Origin of the sequence: Pseudomonas sp. W2Oct36 (genome assembly GCF_041060465.1) — a bacterium.
GTDB lineage: Bacteria > Pseudomonadota > Gammaproteobacteria > Pseudomonadales > Pseudomonadaceae > Aquipseudomonas > Aquipseudomonas graminis_B.
The window spans coordinates 413,662-434,934 of sequence record NZ_JAUERW010000002.1; the positions used below are offsets into that span (position 1 = coordinate 413,662).

Annotated in this window: 17 protein-coding genes; 14 read left to right on the forward strand and 3 right to left on the reverse strand. The window is 59.2% G+C overall.

Features of this window, described 5'->3' with window-relative positions:
• Nucleotides 1-522 precede the first annotated feature (522 nt).
• From QWI18_RS04670 to QWI18_RS04695, 6 genes are all read left to right on the forward strand, one after another.
• Nucleotides 523-1,905 carry an OprD family porin gene (locus tag QWI18_RS04670; RefSeq protein WP_065987368.1) on the forward strand — a complete coding sequence of 461 codons (1,383 nt, stop codon included), beginning with the start codon at nucleotides 523-525 and terminating at the stop codon, nucleotides 1,903-1,905.
• A 142-nt stretch (nucleotides 1,906-2,047) separates the two neighbouring features.
• A complete protein-coding gene (locus QWI18_RS04675; protein WP_065987367.1) occupies nucleotides 2,048-2,686 on the forward strand; it encodes a peroxiredoxin in 639 nt (212 codons plus the stop codon).
• Nucleotides 2,687-3,074: 388 nt separating this feature from the next.
• Nucleotides 3,075-4,040, forward strand: coding sequence for a sulfonate ABC transporter substrate-binding protein (locus tag QWI18_RS04680; RefSeq protein WP_065987366.1), 966 nt, complete (start codon nucleotides 3,075-3,077; stop codon nucleotides 4,038-4,040).
• A 26-nt stretch (nucleotides 4,041-4,066) separates the two neighbouring features.
• Nucleotides 4,067-4,855, forward strand: coding sequence for an aliphatic sulfonate ABC transporter permease SsuC (gene ssuC / locus QWI18_RS04685; RefSeq protein ID WP_122533999.1), 789 nt, complete (start codon nucleotides 4,067-4,069; stop codon nucleotides 4,853-4,855).
• The gene (ssuB, locus tag QWI18_RS04690; RefSeq protein ID WP_369318305.1) at nucleotides 4,852-5,661 is read left to right on the forward strand and encodes an aliphatic sulfonates ABC transporter ATP-binding protein; all 810 of its coding nucleotides are present in this window, start codon (nucleotides 4,852-4,854) and stop codon (nucleotides 5,659-5,661) included. Before ssuC ends, ssuB begins: the two co-directional genes overlap by 4 nt.
• 51 nt (nucleotides 5,662-5,712) lie before the next feature.
• Complete coding sequence (locus QWI18_RS04695; RefSeq protein WP_037016233.1) at nucleotides 5,713-5,928, forward strand: molybdopterin-binding protein; 216 nt, start codon at nucleotides 5,713-5,715, stop codon at nucleotides 5,926-5,928.
• A 50-nt stretch (nucleotides 5,929-5,978) separates the two neighbouring features.
• Here QWI18_RS04695 and QWI18_RS04700 read toward each other — a convergent pair whose 3' ends face one another.
• Both QWI18_RS04700 and QWI18_RS04705 read right to left on the reverse strand, forming a co-directional pair.
• On the reverse strand, nucleotides 5,979-6,617 hold the full coding sequence (locus tag QWI18_RS04700; protein WP_296313786.1) for a TetR/AcrR family transcriptional regulator: 639 nt from the start codon (nucleotides 6,615-6,617) through the stop codon (nucleotides 5,979-5,981).
• 158 nt (nucleotides 6,618-6,775) lie between these two features.
• Nucleotides 6,776-8,152: a glutamine synthetase family protein gene (locus tag QWI18_RS04705; protein ID WP_065987362.1), complete on the reverse strand. Its 1,377-nt coding sequence runs from the start codon at nucleotides 8,150-8,152 to the stop codon at nucleotides 6,776-6,778.
• 651 nt (nucleotides 8,153-8,803) lie between these two features.
• Between QWI18_RS04705 and QWI18_RS04710 the strand changes: the two genes are divergently transcribed.
• From QWI18_RS04710 to QWI18_RS04740, 7 genes are all read left to right on the forward strand, one after another.
• Nucleotides 8,804-10,162 (forward strand): glutamine synthetase family protein, encoded by a 1,359-nt coding sequence (locus QWI18_RS04710; protein ID WP_037016227.1) that lies wholly within the window; start codon nucleotides 8,804-8,806, stop codon nucleotides 10,160-10,162.
• Between the two features lie 71 nt (nucleotides 10,163-10,233).
• Nucleotides 10,234-11,598 carry an aspartate aminotransferase family protein gene (locus tag QWI18_RS04715; RefSeq protein ID WP_065987361.1) on the forward strand — a complete coding sequence of 455 codons (1,365 nt, stop codon included), beginning with the start codon at nucleotides 10,234-10,236 and terminating at the stop codon, nucleotides 11,596-11,598.
• A 73-nt stretch (nucleotides 11,599-11,671) separates the two neighbouring features.
• A complete protein-coding gene (locus QWI18_RS04720) occupies nucleotides 11,672-12,769 on the forward strand; it encodes a polyamine ABC transporter substrate-binding protein (protein ID WP_065987360.1) in 1,098 nt (365 codons plus the stop codon).
• A 276-nt stretch (nucleotides 12,770-13,045) separates the two neighbouring features.
• Entirely contained in the window at nucleotides 13,046-14,140 is a 1,095-nt protein-coding gene (locus tag QWI18_RS04725) for a polyamine ABC transporter substrate-binding protein (RefSeq protein WP_065987359.1), read from the forward strand.
• A gap of 56 nt (nucleotides 14,141-14,196) precedes the next feature.
• Nucleotides 14,197-15,339 carry a polyamine ABC transporter ATP-binding protein gene (gene potA, locus QWI18_RS04730; protein WP_065987358.1) on the forward strand — a complete coding sequence of 381 codons (1,143 nt, stop codon included), beginning with the start codon at nucleotides 14,197-14,199 and terminating at the stop codon, nucleotides 15,337-15,339.
• Entirely contained in the window at nucleotides 15,336-16,256 is a 921-nt protein-coding gene (locus tag QWI18_RS04735; protein ID WP_065987357.1) for an ABC transporter permease subunit, read from the forward strand. The genes potA and QWI18_RS04735 overlap by 4 nt, the downstream gene beginning before the upstream one ends.
• Nucleotides 16,253-17,143, forward strand: coding sequence for an ABC transporter permease subunit (locus tag QWI18_RS04740; protein WP_065987356.1), 891 nt, complete (start codon nucleotides 16,253-16,255; stop codon nucleotides 17,141-17,143). Before QWI18_RS04735 ends, QWI18_RS04740 begins: the two co-directional genes overlap by 4 nt.
• A 588-nt stretch (nucleotides 17,144-17,731) precedes the next feature.
• Here QWI18_RS04740 and QWI18_RS04745 read toward each other — a convergent pair.
• Nucleotides 17,732-20,149 (reverse strand): penicillin acylase family protein, encoded by a 2,418-nt coding sequence (locus tag QWI18_RS04745; protein WP_369318306.1) that lies wholly within the window; start codon nucleotides 20,147-20,149, stop codon nucleotides 17,732-17,734.
• A gap of 165 nt (nucleotides 20,150-20,314) precedes the next feature.
• On the opposite strand from QWI18_RS04745, the gene QWI18_RS04750 reads away from it, so the two are divergent.
• Nucleotides 20,315-21,256, forward strand: coding sequence for an alpha/beta hydrolase (locus QWI18_RS04750; protein ID WP_192130836.1), 942 nt, complete (start codon nucleotides 20,315-20,317; stop codon nucleotides 21,254-21,256).
• Nucleotides 21,257-21,273: the final 17 nt, after the last annotated feature.

Sequence of the window (21,273 nt, forward strand, 5' to 3'; positions counted from 1 at the left end):
AATGGGTGAATGAGGGGGCTGAATGACGCGCTTTATCCATTTTTCTGCGGCGTCAGCGGAAAAGTGACGGACAGCAGGGTGACAACTGCAATGTTTGCGTCTACTGCACATGAAATCTCATTGTTTTCAGTGAGTTAGGAAGGCAGTTCTCACCCAGTTTCGCAGGCGGACCGTGACTTGCCGGTCAAGTTCCGGTTGTACGACAGCACTAAACCTATCGATCTGACGAACGGCACTGAAATATGTTTTGGGAATTAGGGATTCGGGCCGATACACTCCGCAACGGACGGCTGAAACGGCTTGTGACATATAACTGCTTGGCATAAAAGCAGGTCTAACAAGTCTTTTTGGGTTTAAAGGATTTACCTTACCTTGCAGCCAGCTGTAACGCGGTCTAGTCAATTAGTCTTGGGGCCATTGACTCGCCGAGTCAGGTCCGGCGCTAATCGCGCATCCTCGGCTTTGAGCCTTACGCTCGGGCCCGGGAACTACAAAAATTAGATTCATGAGGAGCGATACACAATGAAGAAGTCCACCCTGGCCTTGGCCGTATACGCAGGTGTCTTGGCTACTCAGGCTGGTGCAGCTGGTTTCCTGGATGACAGCAAAGCGACACTCAGTTCCCGTACCCTTTATTTCGAACAAGATCCGCGTGAGAACCCGGCTACCGGTAAAGCGCAGGATCAGCGTCAGACCGCCCAGGGTTTCCTGTTCAACTTCATCTCGGGCTACACACCGGGCACTGTTGGTTTCGGTCTTGACGTTCAAGGCATGTACGGCATCAACCTGGGTGGCGGTATCGATAACCGCAACCCTAACGGCAGCACGGCGAACACTGTTTCTCCGACTTCTTCCGACGGTACGCCGGTGGCTGACTGGGCTCGCGCTGGCGCCAACGCCAAGGTCAAACTGTCCAAGACCGAGCTGAAAGTGGGTAACGCTCTGCAGCCTAACCTGCCGATTCTGGTCTCGAACGACGGTCGTCTGCTGCCGCAGACCTTCCAGGGTGGCATCGTTACTTCCAAGGAACTCGACGGTCTGACACTGACTGCCGGTAAGCTGACTCAGGCAGCAGGTCGTGCATCCAGCAACTACGCTGACATGTCCCTGGCCGGTGGCTACAAAGGTTCGAACAACTTCCAGTTCGCTGGCGGCGACTACAAAGTCACCAAAGACCTGACTGTTCAGTACTACTACGCGAACCTGGAAGACTACTACAAGCAGCACTTCCTGGGCCTGGTGCACATTCTGCCGATCGCGGAAGACCAATCGTTCAAGACTGACCTGCGTTACTTCCACAGCACTTCTGATGGCAAAAACGCCCACCAGGAAGTCAACAGCGGTTACCGCTTCGCCAACGGCTACAGCAAAGATGGTCAGGGCGAAGTTGATAACGACACCTGGACTGCAATGTTCACCTATACCCTGGGTGGCAACGCATTCCTGTTGGGTTACCAGTCCGTGAGCGATGACGGCGGCATGCCGATCATGAGCAACGGCAACGTCACCCGTAATAACCTCTCCAACGGTCGTAACGAAGGTGAAGGCGGTAACAGCGTTTACCTGTTCACCGACAGCATGATCACCAACTTCACCCGTGCCGGTGAGCAGACCAAGTTCGGTCAATACTCGTACGACTTCGCACGCCTGGGCGTTCCTGGTCTGAAAGCTGCCATTGCTTATCTGTATGGCGATCAGATTCGTCTGCAGAACGCATCGCTGGGTCGTGGCTCCGAGTGGGAACGTGACATGCGCGTCGACTACGTGTTCCAGGACGGTCCTATGAAAGGCTTTGGTGTGACTCTGCGTCGCGCCAACCTGCGTTCTGACTCCGACCTCTACGCCAGCCAGCAAGACACCGACCAGACTCGTCTGATCTTCAACTACACCTACGCCTTCAAATAAGCGTGATGTGTTGAAAAGAGCCCCGCTTCGGCGGGGCTTTTTTATGCCCGAAATAATGTTATCCAGCACCAATCGTTCCTTTTGTTTTCAGATGCTGGGATGCACAGTGATTGATAACTCATTATCCAAGGAGCACGACTCAATGGGCCTTAAACTCGGCGACATCGCACCCGACTTCGAACAGAACTCCAGCGAAGGACCGATCAGGTTTCACGAATGGCTGGACGGCAAATGGGCGGTACTGTTTTCGCACCCCGCCGACTTCACGCCTGTCTGCACCACCGAGCTTGGCTTCACCGCAAAACTCAAAGACGAATTCGACAAGCGCAACGTCAAGGCGATTGCCCTGTCCGTTGACTCGGCCGAATCCCACACCAAGTGGATCGGTGACATCAACACCACACAGAACACCCTTGTGAATTTCCCGATACTGGCGGACGAAGATCGCAAGGTTTCCGAGCTTTACGACCTGATTCACCCGAATGCCAGCGAAACCCTGACCGTACGCTCGCTGTTCGTGATCGACCCGAACAAGAAGGTCCGCCTGACCATCACCTACCCGGCCAGCACCGGGCGCAACTTCCACGAGATCCTGCGTGTAATTGATTCGCTGCAGCTGACCGACAACTACAAAGTCGCCACGCCGGCAAACTGGAAGGACGGTGAAGACGTCGTGATCGTGCCGTCGATCAAGGACGAAGCGGAGATCAAGGAGCGCTTCCCCAAAGGCTACACAGCCGTTACGCCGTACCTGCGCCTGACGCCACAGCCGAATCGCTGATACACCCGCTTTGAGCACTACATGAGGGCCGATTTATCGGCCCTTTTTTTATGCTGTGAACGCCATCCACGAAGGAATTCCCACCTATGTGGGAGTGAGCTTGCTCACGAAGGGGCCGGGGCATGCAGCCACCTTCTCTGGAGAATGAAAGTCAGTCTTCGCGAGCAAGCTCGCTCCCACGGGATCGCGTATTACCGAAGAACTTAGCAATCTATATATTCCTTTTGGTGCTAACCAAATGAATAAATATGATTTTAGAGAATAAACATCCCCTGTTATGGTCTCTCCGTTCTGGCGAGATTGCCGGCCATGAATCCCTTTCTGCCTTACTGGTCCGCCATCGGACGAGCAGGTGCCACCTCTTAGCTACACACCAAAGGAGCGTGCCATGGGCACCGTTATTTTGCGTCGAGGCCTGGTCGCTCTGTTTGCTGCGGCGGTTTCCTTCGGCGTCGTTACTCAGGCCCAAGCCGATACCTTGCGCATCGGTTACCAGAAATACGGCACGCTGGTGCTGCTCAAGGCCAAAGGCTCGCTCGAGAAAAAACTCGCCGATCAAGGCGTGCAAGTCCAGTGGACCGAATTTCCCGGTGGCCCGCAGTTGCTTGAAGGCCTGAACGTGGGCTCGATCGACTTCGGTGTGACGGGCGAAACCCCGCCCGTGTTTGCCCAAGCCGCTGGCGCTGATCTGCTGTATGTCGCCTCCGAACCGCCGGCGCCGACCAGCGAAGCGATTCTGGTGCCCAAGGATTCGCCGATCTCTTCGGTCAAAGACCTCAAGGGCAAGAAAGTCGTTCTCAATAAGGGCTCGAACGTGCATTACCTGCTGGTGCGCGCGCTGGAAGAAGCCGGCTTGAAGTACACCGATATCCAGACCGTTTTCCTGCCGCCCGCCGATGCCCGTGCCGCTTTCGAGCGTGGCAGCGTCGATGCCTGGGTGATCTGGGATCCATACCAGGCCGCCGCCGAACAGCAACTGCAGGCACGAACCCTGCGCGACGGCAAAGGCATCGTCGACAACAACCAGTTCTACCTGGCGACCAAACCCTATGCGCAGCAGCACCCCAAGGTGATCCAGACCCTGGTGGAAGAAGTGCGCGCTGTCGGCGAATGGTCCAAGGCCAACCCGGAAGAGGTCACCAAGCAGGTCGCGCCGTTGCTCGGCCTGCCAGAAGACATCACCCGCCTGTCGGTGAAGCGTCAGGGCTATGGGGCGTTGTTCATCACGCCTGAAACCGTCGCTGCGCAACAGAAAATCGCCGACACCTTCTACCAGCTCAAGCTGATCCCTAAACCATTGCGCATTGCTGATGTGATCTGGACGCCACCCGCTGCTGTCGCGAAAGCCCAGTAAGCCCGGCATTGGAAGGAGACAACTCCATGAGCGTGGAAAGAATCACCCACAGACTGGCGCCCTGGTTGCTACCGGTCCTGCTGTTGGCGATATGGCAACTGGCGGTCAGCGCGGGCTGGCTGTCAACCCGCATTCTGCCGGCGCCTAGCGCTGTGATTGAGGCCGGCGTTACGTTGGTACGCAGCGGAGAAATCTGGACCCATCTGGCGATCAGTGGCTGGCGTGCCGGTATCGGCTTTGCCATCGGCGGCGGGATTGGTTTGGCGCTCGGCTTCATCACAGGGCTGTCGAAATGGGGCGAGCGCCTGCTCGACAGCTCTGTGCAGATGATCCGCAACGTGCCGCATCTGGCGCTGATTCCGCTGGTCATCCTGTGGTTCGGCATCGATGAGACCGCGAAGATATTTTTGGTCGCGCTGGGCACGCTGTTCCCGATTTACCTGAACACGTATCACGGCATTCGCAACATCGACCCGGCGCTGGTGGAGATGTCCCGCAGCTACGGTTTGAGCGGCTTCGGGCTGTTCCGCCACGTGATTCTGCCGGGCGCGATGCCTTCGATTCTGGTCGGTGTGCGGTTTGCCCTGGGCTTCATGTGGCTGACCCTGATCGTCGCGGAAACGATTTCCGCCAGCTCCGGCATTGGCTATCTGGCGATGAACGCCCGGGAGTTTCTGCAGACCGACGTCGTAGTGCTGGCAATCGTGCTTTATGCCGTCCTCGGCAAACTGGCAGACCTCGCGGCGCGTGGTCTGGAACGGGTTTGCCTGCGTTGGCACCCGGCGTATCAAGTGGCTAAAGGTGGCGCGCAATGAGCAATCTCCAACAACCGGCAAACCTGTTGCGCGGGATTCCCTTGCAGGTCCGCAAGCTCAAGAAGACCTTCGGCTCGCGGGAGGTATTGAAAGACATCGATCTGCACATCCCGGCCGGGCAGTTCGTCGCCGTCGTGGGCCGAAGCGGTTGCGGCAAGAGCACCTTGCTGCGCCTGCTGGCGGGCCTCGATCAGCCATCGAGCGGCCAATTGCTGGCCGGTAACGTCTCGCTGTCGGATGCGCGGGAAGACACGCGACTGATGTTCCAAGAGGCGCGCTTGCTGCCCTGGAAAAAGATCATCGACAACGTCGGCCTTGGCCTCACCGGCGACTGGCGCGGCAAAGCACTGGAAGCGCTGGAGGCAGTGGGTTTGGCGGAGCGCGCCAATGAATGGCCGTCGGCGTTATCGGGTGGGCAAAAACAACGTGTGGCGCTGGCCCGCGCGCTGATTCACCAGCCGCGCTTGTTGCTGCTCGACGAGCCCCTTGGTGCGCTGGATGCCCTGACCCGAATCGAGATGCAGCAGCTGATCGAAAACCTGTGGAAGAAACACGGCTTCACCGTATTGCTGGTCACCCACGACGTCAGCGAAGCGGTGGCCATTGCCGACCGGGTCTTGCTGATCGAAGAAGGCCGCATCGGTCTTGATTTACAGGTTGATCTGGCCCGTCCAAGGGCGCGTGGCTCTTACCGACTGGCCGCGCTGGAAACCGAAGTGCTCAACCGCGTGTTGTCGCTGCCCGGCAACCCGCCCGACCCCGAACCGACTTCACCGCTGCCCACGCAATTGCGTTGGGCCAACTAACTCCAGAGGCAATCACGCCCCCGGAACTGATCTCACAAAGGAAGCCTTACCATGACTATCAAAGCCATCAACGTGCGTAACCAGTTCAAAGGCACCATCAAGGAAATCGTCACCGGCGACGTGCTGTCCGAGATCGACGTGCAAACCGCTTCGGGCGTCGTCACTTCCGTCATCACCACCCGCTCCGTGAAAGAGCTGGAACTGGTGGTCGGCAGCGAAGTGATCGCCTTCGTGAAGTCCACCGAGGTGTCGATCGCCAAGCTGTGATCGGTGCTGAATCGCAAGCGCGCTCCTACGCAGCGCTCAATGGATGCACGTTATTGCTCTATTGAGCGCTTCGGCAAATACGGCGGCAGGTACAAACCCAGATACGCATCAAACACCCGCAATCCTTCCTCGGCCATGCGCGGGGTAATCGCGTTGTGCAGTTGCACCGAGCGCGCGTACACCCGATCTGCAAGTTCCAGCGCCAGGGCAAACACTTCGACATCATCGGGCAGCGTCGGCAGTTGAAAATGCCGGGCGAACAGCTCATGCATGAGGTTGCCCAGTTCAATGTCGTGCTGGCGATCCGCCTGGGTGACTTCGGTCAGACCGTGCTGGGCGAGGATCAACTGCCGCGCGGCGGCGTCGTCGCTGTAGATCGCGAGCATGCGCGATTCCACCACGTGCGACAGGTCACGCCACTGATTCAACCGATCATGATCGATGGGCTGCTGCAGGCTTTCGCGAAAGGCCTCGTGGACATCGGCCGTCAGCGCTTCGAGCAGCGCGGGAACGCTGGCGAAGAAGTGATACACGGAAGAAGGCGGTATTTCGGCGCGCTCGGCGACGCTGTAGATGGAGAGGCTCGCCACGCCGTCCGAGGCCAGCAGCGCACGTGCGGCATCGAGGATCGAGTCGATCCGCGCCTGACTGCGTGCACGAGGTTTGCGGGGCGGGGCAAGGCGGGTCATCAGTGCTCTCTCGGTCGGGGCCGACGGCATTCTACAGTGGCAGCCGGGAGATTGCCTTCCCGGCTGAAGCCGGTCCCACAGGGTGTCCGCGCAGCTCATGAATGAAAAACGCCACCGATTCTCTCGAAAAGGTGGCGTTTTCTTAACCCGTGCAGCCATCAAACCGTGTGCAGATACCAGTTGTACTCGAGGTCAGAGATGGAGTGCTCGAACTCCTCCAGCTCACTTTCCTTGCACGCAACGAAGATATCGATGTACTTCGGATCGATGTACTTGGCCATGACTTCGCTGTCGTCCAGCTCGCGCAGTGCATCACGCAGGTTGTTCGGCAGGCTTTGCTCGTTCTGCTCGTAGGAGTTGCCTTCCACGGGCGGGCCGGGCTCGATCTGGTTGGTCAGGCCGTGGTGAATGCCTGCCAGCACCGATGCCATCAGCAGATACGGGTTGGCATCCGCACCGGCAACCCGGTGTTCAATACGGACCGAATCGGCGGTACCAGTCGGTACGCGCACGGCCACGGTCCGGTTATCCAGGCCCCAGCACGGCGAGTTCGGAACGTAGAACTGAGCACCAAACCGGCGGTACGAATTGACGTTCGGGCAAAGGAACGCCATCTGCGCGGGTAGGGTCTCGAGCACACCGCCGATCGCATGACGCAATGCGGCGTTCTGCTCGGGATCCTCACTGGTGAAGATGTTTTTGCCATCACGATCAAGGATCGAAATGTGCACGTGCAAACCGTTGCCTGCCTGGCCTGGGTAAGGCTTGGCCATGAAGGTGGTGTCCATCTCATGGTCGTAGGCGATGTTCTTGATCAGGCGCTTGAGCAGCACCGCGTAATCACAGGCTTTCAGCGCGTCGGCGGTGTGGTGCAGGTTCACTTCGAACTGCGCCGGAGCACTTTCCTTGACGATCGCGTCGGCAGGGATGCCTTGCTCTTTCGCACCTTCCAGAATGTCCTGGAGGCAGTCGACGTACTCGTCCAGATCGTCGATCAGGTAAACCTGTGTCGAGTGCGGACGTTTGCCGGAAATAGGCGAGCGCGGCGGTTGCGGGCGGCCGTTCACGTTTTCCTGATCGATCAGGTAGAACTCAAGCTCGAATGCAGCGCAGATGGTCAGGCCCATCTCGTCGAACTTGCTGACAACCTGGCGCAGCACTTCGCGCGGATCGGCAAAGAAGGGCGTGCCTTCCAGCTCGTGCATGGTCATCAGAAGTTGTGCGGTAGGACGCTTCTGCCAGGGCTCATTGCAGAGAGTGTCGGGGATTGGATAGCAGATTCGGTCAGCGTCACCGATGTCCAGACCCAGACCGGTGCTTTCCACCGTCGAGCCGTTGATATCCAGTGCGAATAGGGAAGCTGGGAGGTTGATGCCTTTCTCGTAAACCTTATGAAGGCTGGTGCGTTCGATGCGCTTGCCGCGCACCACTCCATTCATATCTGCAATCAGAAGGTCAACGTATAGAACCTCAGGATGTTCCTTAAGGAACGCGTTCGCTTCGTTGAGCTGAACGGCACGCGGGGGTACCGACATGATGCAACACCTTTGTTGTTGAAAATATCAATCATCGAGCATTACGGGTTTCAGTCAATCCGAAAGGCCAGACGAAGTCAAGGGAGCCCTGATTTGCCCTAAAAGGGCGCCAAAAAGCCATTTTCGCCGCACTTTAGGGCAAATGTGAGGCACCTAACGTGATGCAAACTGCGGGTTTGAGCAGGGCGTGTTTTATTTTTTACGGGCGTGTTGTGGAAAAAAATGAACAACGCTAAGCTCGATTGCAACCCATAACAGCAATAATACCGGGGGTCCCATGCTTCGCCTTCCGCTGATCGGCCTTACCGCCTGCACTCAGCCATTCGGGCACCGGCTTTTCACTTCACACGCTTTCAGTGTAGCGGTCCAGCCAGCGCGGCGGGCGCTGCGCATGTCTCTGCGTGGCACCTCGACACCTTACTCTTTATCCACGCCCCCATTCCACCGGGCGCGTCTTTTGCTTCGGCTGACTGACCCGGCCCAGGCTGTCTGCGGCATCCGCGACCGCGCGTTTTGCACAAGCACGACTATCTTTGAGTCTTCCAGGCATTTGGCGATGCCTGAATTCAACATGCGACACCCTGACGCCAGCGCTTCAAAGAACGCCTGACCGCCATGACGGCGACCAGGAATTAAAACCCTGAGGTATTTATGAGTACCAACCTCGACCAGCTCACCGATTGGTTGAAAGAACACAGGATTACCGAAGTCGAGTGCATGATCGCCGACCTCACCGGTATCACACGGGGCAAGATTTCACCGACCAACAAGTTCATTGCCGAGAAGGGCATGCGCTTGCCGGAAAGTGTATTGCTCCAGACCGTGACGGGCGATTACGTCGAAGACGACATCTACTACGAATTGCTGGACCCCGCAGACATCGACATGTTTTGCCGTCCTGACCAGAGCGCGGTGTTTCTGGTGCCCTGGGCCATCGAGCCGACTGCGCAGGTGATTCACGACACCTACGACAAGCAAGGCAACCCCATCGAGCTGTCCCCGCGCAACGTCCTCAAGAAAGTGCTCAAACTCTATGCCGACCAAGGCTGGCAGCCGATCGTGGCGCCGGAGATGGAGTTCTATCTGACCAAGCGCAGCGACGACCCCGACTACCCGCTGCAGCCACCGGTGGGTCGCTCGGGTCGTCCGGAAACCGGTCGTCAGTCTTTCTCGATCGAGGCCGCCAACGAATTCGACCCCCTGTTCGAAGACGTCTACGACTGGTGTGAACTGCAGAACCTCGACCTGGACACGCTGATTCACGAAGACGGCACGGCGCAGATGGAGATCAACTTCCGTCACGGCGACGCCCTGTCTCTGGCGGACCAGATTCTGGTGTTCAAACGCACCATGCGCGAAGCCGCCCTCAAGCACGATGTGGCCGCGACCTTCATGGCCAAGCCCATGACCGGCGAGCCCGGCAGCGCCATGCACTTGCACCAGAGCATCATCGACATCGAGACCGGCAAAAACATCTTCTCCAATGAAGACGGCACGATGAGTCAGCTGTTCCTGCAGCACATCGGTGGCCTGCAGAAGCTGATCCCCGAGCTGTTGCCGCTGTTCGCGCCCAATGTGAACTCGTTCCGCCGCTTCCTGCCGGACACCTCTGCGCCGGTAAACGTGGAGTGGGGCGAAGAAAACCGCACCGTTGGCCTGCGTGTGCCCGATGCCGGCCCGCAGAACCGTCGCGTGGAAAACCGTCTGCCCGGCGCCGATGCCAATCCGTATCTGGCCATCGCCGCCAGCCTGTTGTGCGGTTTCATCGGCATGGTCGAGGGCCTCAACCCCAGCGCTCCCGTGGTCGGTCGTGGTTACGAACGCCGCAACCTGCGCTTGCCGTTGACCATCGAAGACGCGCTGGAGCGCATGGAAAACAGCAAGACGGTCGAGAAGTACCTCGGCAAGAAATTCATCACCGGCTATGTCGCGGTCAAGCGCGCCGAGCACGAGAACTTCAAGCGTGTGATCAGTTCGTGGGAGCGGGAATTCCTGCTCTTTGCCGTCTGACGTCCCGGGGCGTCGCCGGACTCCCAGTGAGTCGACGGCGCTCCACACGCGATACCACAATGGAGTGATTCATGAGTTCCAACAACCCGCAAACCCGCGAATGGCAAGCCCTCAGCAGTGATCATCACCTGGCGCCGTTCAGCGATTTCAAGCAGTTGAAAGAGAAAGGCCCGCGCATCATCACCAACGCCAAGGGCGTTTACCTCTGGGACAGCGAAGGCAACAAGATCCTCGACGGCATGGCCGGGCTCTGGTGTGTTGCTATCGGGTACGGTCGCGAAGAACTGGCGGATGCTGCCAGCAAGCAGATGCGCGAACTGCCCTATTACAACCTGTTCTTCCAGACCGCTCACCCGCCGGCACTGCAACTGGCCAAGGCCATTTCCGACATTGCCCCCGAGGGCATGAACCACGTGTTCTTCACCGGTTCAGGCTCCGAAGGCAACGACACGGTGCTGCGTCTGGTGCGTCACTACTGGGCGATCAAGGGGCAGCCGAGCAAGAAAGTCATCATCAGCCGCGTCAACGGTTACCACGGCTCGACCGTCGCCGGCGCGAGCCTGGGCGGCATGACCTACATGCACGAGCAGGGCGATTTGCCGATTCCGGGCATCGTGCACATTCCGCAGCCTTACTGGTTCGGTGAAGGCGGCGACATGACCCCCGACGAGTTCGGCGTCTGGGCGGCCGAACAGCTGGAGAAGAAGATTCTCGAACTGGGCGTGGACAATGTCGGCGCATTTATCGCCGAGCCGATTCAGGGCGCCGGCGGAGTCATCGTTCCGCCCGACACCTACTGGCCGAAGATCAAAGAGATCCTGGCCAAATACGACATCCTCTTTGTGGCCGACGAAGTCATCTGTGGCTTTGGCCGCACCGGCGAATGGTTCGGCAGCGACTTCTACGACCTCAAGCCTGACCTCATGACCATTGCCAAGGGCCTGACCTCCGGCTACATCCCCATGGGTGGCGTCATCGTGCGCGACGAAGTGGTCAAGGTGCTGAACGAGGGCGGCGACTTCAACCACGGTTTCACCTACTCCGGTCACCCGGTGGCGGCAGCAGTGGGGCTGGAGAACATTCGCATTCTGAGTGAAGAAAAGATCGTCGAACGGGTGAAGTCTCAAACGGCACCCTATTTGCAAAAGCGTCTGCGCGAGCTGAGCGATCACCCGCTGGTGGGTGAGGTGCGGGGCGTCGGCATGCTGGGCGCTATCGAACTGGTGAAGGATAAGGCGACTCGGGAGCGCTATGTCGGCAAAGGAGCAGGCATGATTTGCCGCACTTTTTGCTTCAACAATGGCCTGATCATGCGGGCCGTGGGCGACACCATGATCATCTCGCCGCCGCTGGTGATTACCTCCGCCGAGATCGACGAGCTGATTGAAAAGGCGCGCAAGTGCCTGGACCTGACGCTTGAGTCATTGCAGGGCTGAATTTTTATCGGGAAATTGCCAGACTGTCCGCCGTCTAGACGCCGCTTACATAAAAAACACTGGAGCCGTACGAATGAAGAAATTTGGCAAAACCCTCCTGGCCTTGTCCCTCATGGGCGCAGTGGCCGCCGCTGCACACGCCGATGACAAAGTCCTGCACGTCTATAACTGGTCCGATTACATCGCACCCAACACCATCGCCGATTTCGAGAAAGAGTCGGGCATCAAAGTGGTGTACGACGTGTTCGACAGCAACGAGACCCTGGAAGCCAAGTTGCTGGCCGGTAAGTCGGGTTACGACATCGTCGTACCGTCGAACAACTTCCTGGCCAAGCAGATCAAGGCCGGCGTCTACCAGGAGCTGGACAAGTCCAAGCTGCCAAATTACAAAAACCTCGACCCTGCCTTGTTGAAAGCTGTGTCGATCAGCGACCCGGACAACAAGCACGCATTCCCGTACATGTGGGGCTCGATCGGCATCGGCTATAACGCTGAAAAGGTCAAAGCCGCCCTGGGCGCTGATGCACCGGTCAACTCGTGGGACCTGCTGTTCAAGCCGGAAAACGCTGCCAAGCTGAAAGGCTGCGGGATCAGCTTCCTGGACTCGCCAACCGAAATGCTGCCAGTGGCGCTGCATTACCTGGGCCTGCCGACCGACAGTCAGAAGAAGGAAGACCTGCAGAAGGCCGAGGATCTGTTCAAGAAGATTCGTCCTTCGATCACCTACTTCCACTCGTCCAAGTACATCTCGGACCTGGCCAACGGCAACATCTGCGTCGCCGTGGGTTACTCGGGTGACATCTACCAGGCCAAGGCGCGCGCTGAAGAAGCGGGCGGCAAGGTCAAAGTCAGCTACAACATTCCGAAAGAAGGTGCAGGCAGCTTCTACGACATGGTCGCCATCCCGAAAGATGCCGAAAACGTCGAAGGCGCCTACAAGTTCATGAACTTCATCCTGCAACCGAAGGTAATGGCTGAAATCACCAACTCCGTTCACTTCCCGAACGGCAACAAGGCGGCCACCGAGTTCGTCGACAAGGACATCACGTCTGACCCGGGCGTATACCCGCCAGCGGACGTTCTGGCCAAGTTGTACGCGATCGCCGACTTGCCGGCGGCGACTCAACGCCTGATGACCCGCAGCTGGACCAACATCAAATCGGGTAAATAAGCCTGACCGGGTGCGCCGTCCTGTACGGCGCACCCGTGGGAGCGAGCTTGCTCGCAAATGCTGACTGCTTCAAATGAATGCAGGGCTGACACACCGCAATCGCGAGCAAGCTCACTCCTACAGGTTTTGCGTCAGCCGTCCTGACACCCGCGTCACAAAAAGTTTTTTTGCGAGAAGGGTTTATCGAAGGTAAGTTGCGCGCCGGATGTGTCACAGGCAGTCGTCACTGTCATCGGTACGGGCAACAGGCCCACCTACTAAAAAAGGACTGCACACGTGTCTATTTCTTTATTTTCAAAAGGCTTGCTACTCGGGGCCGGGCTTACGCTCGCTGCCGGTGCCTACGCGGATTCCACCGTTCGCATTTATAACTGGTCCGATTACATCGGCACCACAACGCTGGAGGACTTCACGTCCAGCACCGGGATCAAGACCAAGTACGACGTCTTCGACTCCAACGAAACCCTGGAAGGCAAGCTGCTGGCGGGCCACACCGGGTATGACGTGGTTGTGCCGTCCAATCACTTCCTCGGCAAACAGATCAAGGCCGGGGCGTTTCAGAAGCTCGACAAATCGCAGCTGCCCAATTACGCCAACCTCGACCCGGAACTGCTCAAGCGCCTGGAGAAGAACGACCCGGGCAACCAGTACGCCGTGCCGTACCTGTGGGGCACCAACGGCATCGGCTACAACGTCGACAAGATCAAGGAAGTGCTGGGCGTCGACACCATCGATTCCTGGGCCACGCTGTTCGAGCCCGAGAACATCAAGAAGCTGCAGAAATGTGGCGTCGCGTTCCTCGACTCGGCTGACGAGATGCTGCCCGCAGTCCTCAACTACATGGGGATGAATCCGAACAGCACCGACGAGAAAGACTACAAGGCGGCCGAAGCCAAGCTGCTCAAGGTCCGCCCGTACGTGACCTATTTCAACTCGTCCAAGTACATTACTGACCTGGCCAACGGCGACATCTGCATCGCGGCCGGTTTCTCCGGTGACGTCTTCCAGGCCAAGGCCCGTGCCGCAGAAGCCGGTAAGGGCGTCAAGATTGCCTACTCGATCCCGAAAGAGGGCGGCAACCTGTGGTTCGACATGCTCGCCATTCCTTCGGATGCGCCGGACGTGAAGGCCGCTCATGCGTTTATCAACTACATCCTCAAACCCGACGTGATCGCCAAGGTCAGTGACCAGGTGGGTTACGCCAACCCGAACCCGGCTTCGGGCGCTTTGATGGATCAGGACATTCGCAACGACGAGGCGGTTTATCCTTCGAAGGACATACAGGCGCGCCTGTACGTCAACTCCGAGCTGCCGCCCAAGATCCAGCGCATCATGACGCGCAGCTGGACGAAGATCAAAACCGGTAAATAAAGACCTTGGCGCCCGACCCCATTGGCCGGGCGCAAAAACAGTTGGGAGTTTCACCCATGGCAGTTGCCTCCGGCGCCTACAAGAAATCCCTTGAGGGTGGTCAGCAACCGAAACAGGTGCTGGTCAAAATCGATCGGGTCACGAAGAAGTTCGATGAGACGATTGCTGTGGACGACGTGTCTCTGCAGATCAACAAGGGTGAAATTTTCGCCCTGCTCGGCGGCTCCGGCTCGGGGAAATCGACCCTGCTGCGCATGCTTGCCGGCTTCGAACGCCCGACCGAAGGGCGCATTTACCTCGACGGCGTCGACATCACCGACATGCCGCCGTACGAACGTCCGATCAACATGATGTTCCAGTCCTACGCGTTGTTTCCGCACATGACTGTGGCACAGAACATCGCTTTCGGTCTGCAGCAGGACAAACTGCCCAAGGCCGAGATCGAAGCGCGGGTCGCCGAGATGCTCAAACTGGTGCAGATGACCCAGTACGCCAAGCGCAAGCCGCATCAGTTGTCCGGCGGTCAGCGTCAGCGTGTGGCACTGGCGCGTTCGCTGGCGAAGAAGCCGAAACTGCTGCTGCTCGACGAGCCCATGGGCGCGCTGGACAAAAAACTGCGTTCGCAGATGCAGCTGGAATTGGTGGAAATCATCGAGCGCGTCGGCGTGACCTGCGTGATGGTGACCCACGACCAGGAAGAGGCCATGACCATGGCCGAGCGCATCGCGATCATGCACCTGGGCTGGATCGCGCAGATCGGCAGCCCAATCGATATCTACGAAACGCCGACCAGCCGCCTGGTGTGCGAGTTCATCGGTAACGTCAACCTGTTCGACGGTGAAGTCATCGAAGACATGGAAGGCCACGCCCTGATCAGCAGCCCTGAGCTGGAGCGCAAGATCTATGTCGGCCACGGCGTCACCACGTCAGTGGAAGACAAGCGCATTACCTACGCGCTGCGCCCTGAAAAGCTGCTGGTGACTACCGAACAGCCGTCGTTCGAGCACAACTGGTCCCGGGGCAAGGTACACGACATCGCCTATCTGGGCGGTCACTCGGTGTTCTATGTGAAGCTGCCGTCGGGCAAGCTGGTGCAGTCGTTTGTCGCCAACGCCGAGCGCCAGGGCACACGGCCGACCTGGGACGACGAAGTCTTCGTCTGGTGGGAAGACGACAGCGGCGTGGTGTTGCGCTCATGAAAATCCGAAAGATAAAACGGGCTTTCAATCGAATAAAACCCACCGGGCGCCAGGCCGTTATCGGCGTGCCGTTCCTTTGGCTGTTTCTGTTTTTCGCGCTGCCGTTTCTGATCGTTATCAAGATCAGCTTCGCTGAAGCCGATGTGGCGATTCCGCCGTACACCGAGATCTTCACCTTCGTCGAGCAGAAGCTCGACATCGTGCTCAACTTCGCCAACTACGCGCTGCTGACCAGTGACGACCTGTACATCTCGGCGTATCTCGGCTCGTTGAAGATGGCGTTCATCAGCACGGTGTTGTGTTTGTTGATCGGCTATCCGATGGCGTACGGCATCTCCATCGCCCGCAAAGAAATACAGACGGTGTTGCTGCTGTTGATCATGATGCCGACCTGGACCGCGATCCTGATCCGCGTCTACGCATGGATGGGCATCCTCAGCAACAACGGCCTGCTCAACGCTTTCCTGATGTGGCTGGGCGTGATCAGCGAGCCGTTGCAGATCCTGAACACCAATCTCGCGGTGTACATCGGCGTCGTGTATTCGTATCTGCCGTTCATGATCCTGCCGCTGTACGCAAATCTGGTGAAGCACGATCAAAGTCTGCTGGAAGCCGCATCGGACCTGGGTTCGAGCACCTTCAACAGCTTCTGGAAAATCACCGTACCGCTGTCCAAGAACGGCATCATCGCTGGCTGCATGTTGGTGTTCATTCCGGTGGTGGGCGAGTTCGTCATCCCCGAACTGCTGGGCGGCCCCGAGACGCTGATGATCGGTAAAGTGCTGTGGCAGGAATTCTTCAACAACCGTGACTGGCCGGTAGCGTCGTCGCTGGCGGTGGTGATGCTGTTGATCCTCATCGTCCCGATCATTCTGTTCAACCGCAGTCAGGCCAAAGAGCTGGAGGGCAAGGCATGAGAGGCTTCCGATTCTCGAACCTGATGTTGGTGCTGGGCCTGATCTTCATCTACGCGCCCATGGTCATTCTGGTGATCTACTCGTTCAACGCCTCCAAGCTGGTAACGGTCTGGGGTGGCTGGTCGGTGAAGTGGTATGTCGGGCTGCTCGACAACACGCAATTGATGAGCGCGGTCATGCGCTCGCTGGAAATCGCCCTCTACACGTCAATCGCTGCCGTGGCGCTGGGCACCATGGCGGCGTTCGTGCTGACGCGCATCACCCGATTCAAGGGCAAGACGTTCTTTGGCGGCCTGGTCACCGCGCCACTGGTGATGCCGGAAGTGATTACCGGTCTGTCGCTGTTGCTGCTGTTCGTGGCGATGGCGCAGTTGCTCGGCTGGCCCGAGGAGCGTGGCATCGTCACCATCTGGATCGCTCACACGACGTTCTGTGCGGCGTATGTAGCGGTGGTGGTGTCGGCGCGTCTGCGTGAGCTGGACATGTCCATCGAAGAAGCGGCAATGGACCTGGGTGCACGGCCATGGAAGGTGTTCTTTTTGATCACCATTCCGATGATCGCGCCATCGCTGGCAGCCGGGGCGATGATGTCCTTCGCGCTGTCGCTGGACGACCTGGTGCTGGCGAGCTTCGTCTCCGGCCCGGGCTCGACAACCCTGCCGATGGAAGTGTTCTCGGCAGTGCGCCTGGGCGTGAAGCCTGAGATCAACGCGATCGCTAGCTTGATTCTGCTGGCGGTGTCGATTGCGACCTTCCTGGTCTGGTTCTTCAGCCGCCGCGCGGAAAACAACCGCAAACGCGCGATCCAGCAAGCCATCGAAGAAGCCGCAGCAGACGGCTGGAAACAGCCGGACATACGCCGTGCGAAGGTGGTCGAGTCGGTTTGATAGTAGGACCGGCTTCAGCCGGGAAGAGGCCGGTGTGTTCGCTATAGATTTGCAGCGTAACGCCCAATGCCTTCCCGGCTAAAGCCGGTCCCACAAGCTGGCGTTCCAGCCGGCCTCGCTGGATGCACGCGATGCTGTTAGTGGGACCGGCTTCAGCCGGGAAGAGGCCGGTGAGTGCGCTATAGATTTGCAGCGTAATGCCCAACGCCTTCCCGGCTAAAGCCGGTCCCACAAGTAGGCGTTCCAGCCGGTCTCACCGGATGCACGCGATGCTGTTAGTAGGACCGGCTTTAGCCGGGAAGAGGCCGGTGAGTGCGCTATAGATTTGCGGCGTAACGCCCAACGCCTTCCCGGTTAAAGCCGGTCCTACAAGTTGGCGTTCCAGCCGGTCTCGCTGGATGCACGCGATGCTGTTAGTGGGACCGGCTTCAGCCGGGAACAGGCCGGTGAGTGCGCTATAGATTTGCAGCGTAACGCCCAACGCCTTCCCGGCTAAAGCCGGTCCCACAAGTTGGCGTTCCAGCCGGTCTCGCTGGATGCACGCGATGCTGTTAGTGGGGCTCCAGTCGGGTCTACAGGTCTCATGGGTTATCGCCCTGGCACCAGCTTCAATACTTCCTTGCTGTTGCCCGCCACATCCCCTTCACTGAACCGCTCCGGCACGTACTCGCCGTTGACGTAGCGTTGCGCCTGATCGGCGTAGTGCTGGTCGAACAGCACGCCGCTCTGGCCCACCGGGTTAATGCCCAGAGCATGGGCCGGGTCGGCGAAGTCGATGAGGCGGCGCGTCGATGGCCCGTACGTCACCGGCCACGGCGCGGGGCCCAGGCTCGCTGACAGGTTGTTCGGCACCTCATGGGTACCGGGCGCCGCGAACGGCCCGACATTGAACAGCATGTCCAGCGGCGGCTGTTTGCCCAGCGGATGTTCGTGGGTCAGCGTGTGCGCCTTGCCCCACGTCCATTCATCCGGGTTCTGCCCGTACAGCGATTTCAAATGCGAGACCGCGGCATGCCAGGCGACCTTCACCGTGTTGTCGCGGCTCTCGGGCTCTCGAGAGTGGCGATTGTTCCACCACGGCGAATTCGCGTCGGCCGCCAGTCGCGGCAGCGCCAGGTCAATGAGGCGGGTCGACAGCAGCGTGGTGAACAGCCCGTCGCTCAGCTCGTCATGGAAAGCCTCATCGGTCAGGTTGAACAGGAACTGATTGAACAGCGTCGCCCCCACCGAATCCACTGAGTAGTCACCGTTCCACGCCGCCATGCGCTCCAGCAAGTCGTGCTCCTCCGGCTCGCTCACCACCCGGCGCAGCACCGGAATCAACGGCGTGAGCATCTGTGCGGCGTAATCCGTCCGGGTGCCGAGCTGCAGCGCTTTGCTGTTCTCCAGATTCCATTTCACCTTGTCGTTGCTCAGTTGGTTATTCAGCTGACGACCGCGTTCGGGGAGATTGTAATAGCCCGGAATCTCCATCCCCGTAGGCGACACCGGCTGGAAGTTCGCCGAGACGATATAACCCCGTGTCGGGTTCTCTTCCTGCGGGTTTGCGCTGAAAGGGTAGAAGCCATTCTTGTCAGCCTGCTCGGAGGCGCCGTCGAGAATGAACGTCGGATTCACCCCCGCAGGCCGCTTCGGCAGTTGCGCCGCAGCCCACCAGCCGATATCGCCCCTGGCATTGGCGTAAACGATGTTCAGGCCCGGCGACTGGATCTTCTCGGCGGCGCTGCGCATCTTGTCCAGCGTGTCGGCGCGGTTGGCTTCATAGAAGCCCTGGAGGATCGGGTTGTCCGACTCGAGAAACGACCACCACATCGCAATCGGCGTATCGCTCGGCTGTTGCGCCCCATTGCCACCCATCGCGTCGTTGACGATCGGGCCGTGGGGTGACTGCCGCAGGGTCAGGATGACGGGAGATTCGCCCTTGACCTCGATCTGTTCGGTGCGGGAGGTCATGTCCACCCAGGCGCCGTGATACCAGACTTGATCGGGATTGTCGGGGTTGGTTTTCTCGGCGATCAGGTCCAGATCATCGTTCTGGAACATGGTCAGGCTCCAGCCGAAGTCCAGGTTGTGGCCGAGCAGGGCGAAGGGGTTGAGCGCCTGAAAATGCCCGTATAGCTCAAAGCCCGGCGCCGTAAGCTGCGCTTCGTACCAGACTGCCGGTACCGAGAAACGAATGTGCGGATCACCCGCCAGCAGCGGTTTGCCACTCTGGGTGCGGCTGCCGGAGACCGCCCAGGCATTGCTACCCTCGAACTGCGGCAGGCCGGCTCTCTCCAGTGCCTGCTGGCTGAGCAGCGCCAGGTCATTGAGGCCTTCCCAGTCGTTGCCGGTCAGCGCAGGCGTTTGATTGCCCCCGGAAGACTGCCCAAGCGCGCCTTTGGGCTGCCAGTCCAGATTGAAGATTTTCAAGTATTCCGGGCCCAGTTGATCCCGCACATAGGTCATCAACGGCTCGGTGCGAAAAGCGGCCGCGAAGCTGTACGCCAGATACCCGCCGACGCTGAGGGTGTCTTGCGCCGTGAACGGCCGCTCGCGAATGCCCAGCACGTCGAACTCGATCGGTTTGGGATGCGTCGCCTGGTATTGATTGATGCCGTCCAGATACGCCTGCAGCGCCTTCCACGCCGGCGTGTTTTTATCCTGGCGCGCGACGTAGGCATCGGCGTGTTCGCGGATGCGCAGGCTGCGGAACAGCTTGTCGGTGTTGACCAGCTTGGGGCCAAGGACTTCAGCGAGCTCCCCGCGCGCCAGCCTGCGCAGGATTTCCATCTGGAACAGGCGGTCCTGAGCGTGGACGTAGCCCAGCGCGCGGTACAGATCGTCCTGATTGTCGGCGCGAATATGCGGCACGCCCCGCTCGTCGTAACGCACGGTGACCGGGGCCTGCAGCCCGGTGAGGCTCATCTCGCCATCGCGGACCGGCTGCTTGCCGTGGATGTACCACGCGCCTGCGCCCCCGATGAGCACCAACACTGCGACGACGACGTAAAGGCTGCGTTTCATCCGGGGGCTCAAATGAGAATCGGGAAGGTTTTGCAGGCTACAGATTTGTCTCGCGACTGGGTAGACGGAGCGCCCATGGATTTAAGTGGCGCAACTTGCCACGCCGCTGCGGACAGATGACACTTCCGTGCGGCCGCTTCCTACACTCCCCCATCTGGAATTCCGATGTCCGACACGTTCGACCCCGACCATTTGCGTGCTGAGCTCTTGCCGCTGAGCACGTTGCAGGCGCCATCTGAAGAGGCCCAGGCTTATCAGCGTTTCTACGGTTTGAATGCGCTCGGGCCCAATGGCGCGACCAGTAGCCGGATCGGGCGCGTTGAAGTGGGCGGCTACGACATCGTCGCGCAGATGTGGATGCCTGATCAGCCGGTCGGGACGCTGGTGCTGATGCACGGCTTTTACGATCACGTCGGGCTGTACCGTCACGTCATCGACTGGGCGTTGGGGCTTGGGCTGGCGGTGATTGCCTGCGACTTGCCGGGCCATGGACTGTCCAGTGGGGCGCGGGCGAGCATTACCGACTTCGCGGAGTATCAGGCGGTGCTGGATCGGCTGTTTGTCGAAGCCGAGCGCCTCACGCTGCCCAAGCCGTGGCACTTGTGCGGGCAAAGCACTGGCGGCGCGATTGTCATCGACCACTTGCTTCATCATGGCGACGCCAGCCCGGCGCAGGGTCAGATCATCCTGCTGGCGCCGCTGGTGAGACCGCGTGGCTGGGCCTTGTCGAAACTCAGCTATTACCTGCTGCGCGGCTTCGTCAAAGCCATCGACCGGCGCTTCAGCGAAAACTCAAACGCCCCGACCTTTCTGCCCTTTCTGCTCGCGGACCCGTTGCAGCCGCGACGCTTGCCAACGGTGTGGGTGGGCGCGCTGGCGAAATGGATCGAGCGCATCGAACGCGCGCCGCGCAGCCGCCGCAGCCCGCTGATCGTGCAGGGCGAGTCAGACATGACAGTGGACTGGAAACACAATCTGCCGGTGCTCAAGGACAAGTTCGCCGAGCCGCAGATCTTCATGTTGCCCGAAGCGCGTCACCATCTGGTCAACGAGTCACCGGAGCTGCGCGCGCGGTTTTTTGAGTTTCTGACCCAGCGGATGGGGTAGGGCTCCAAGGCCGGCTT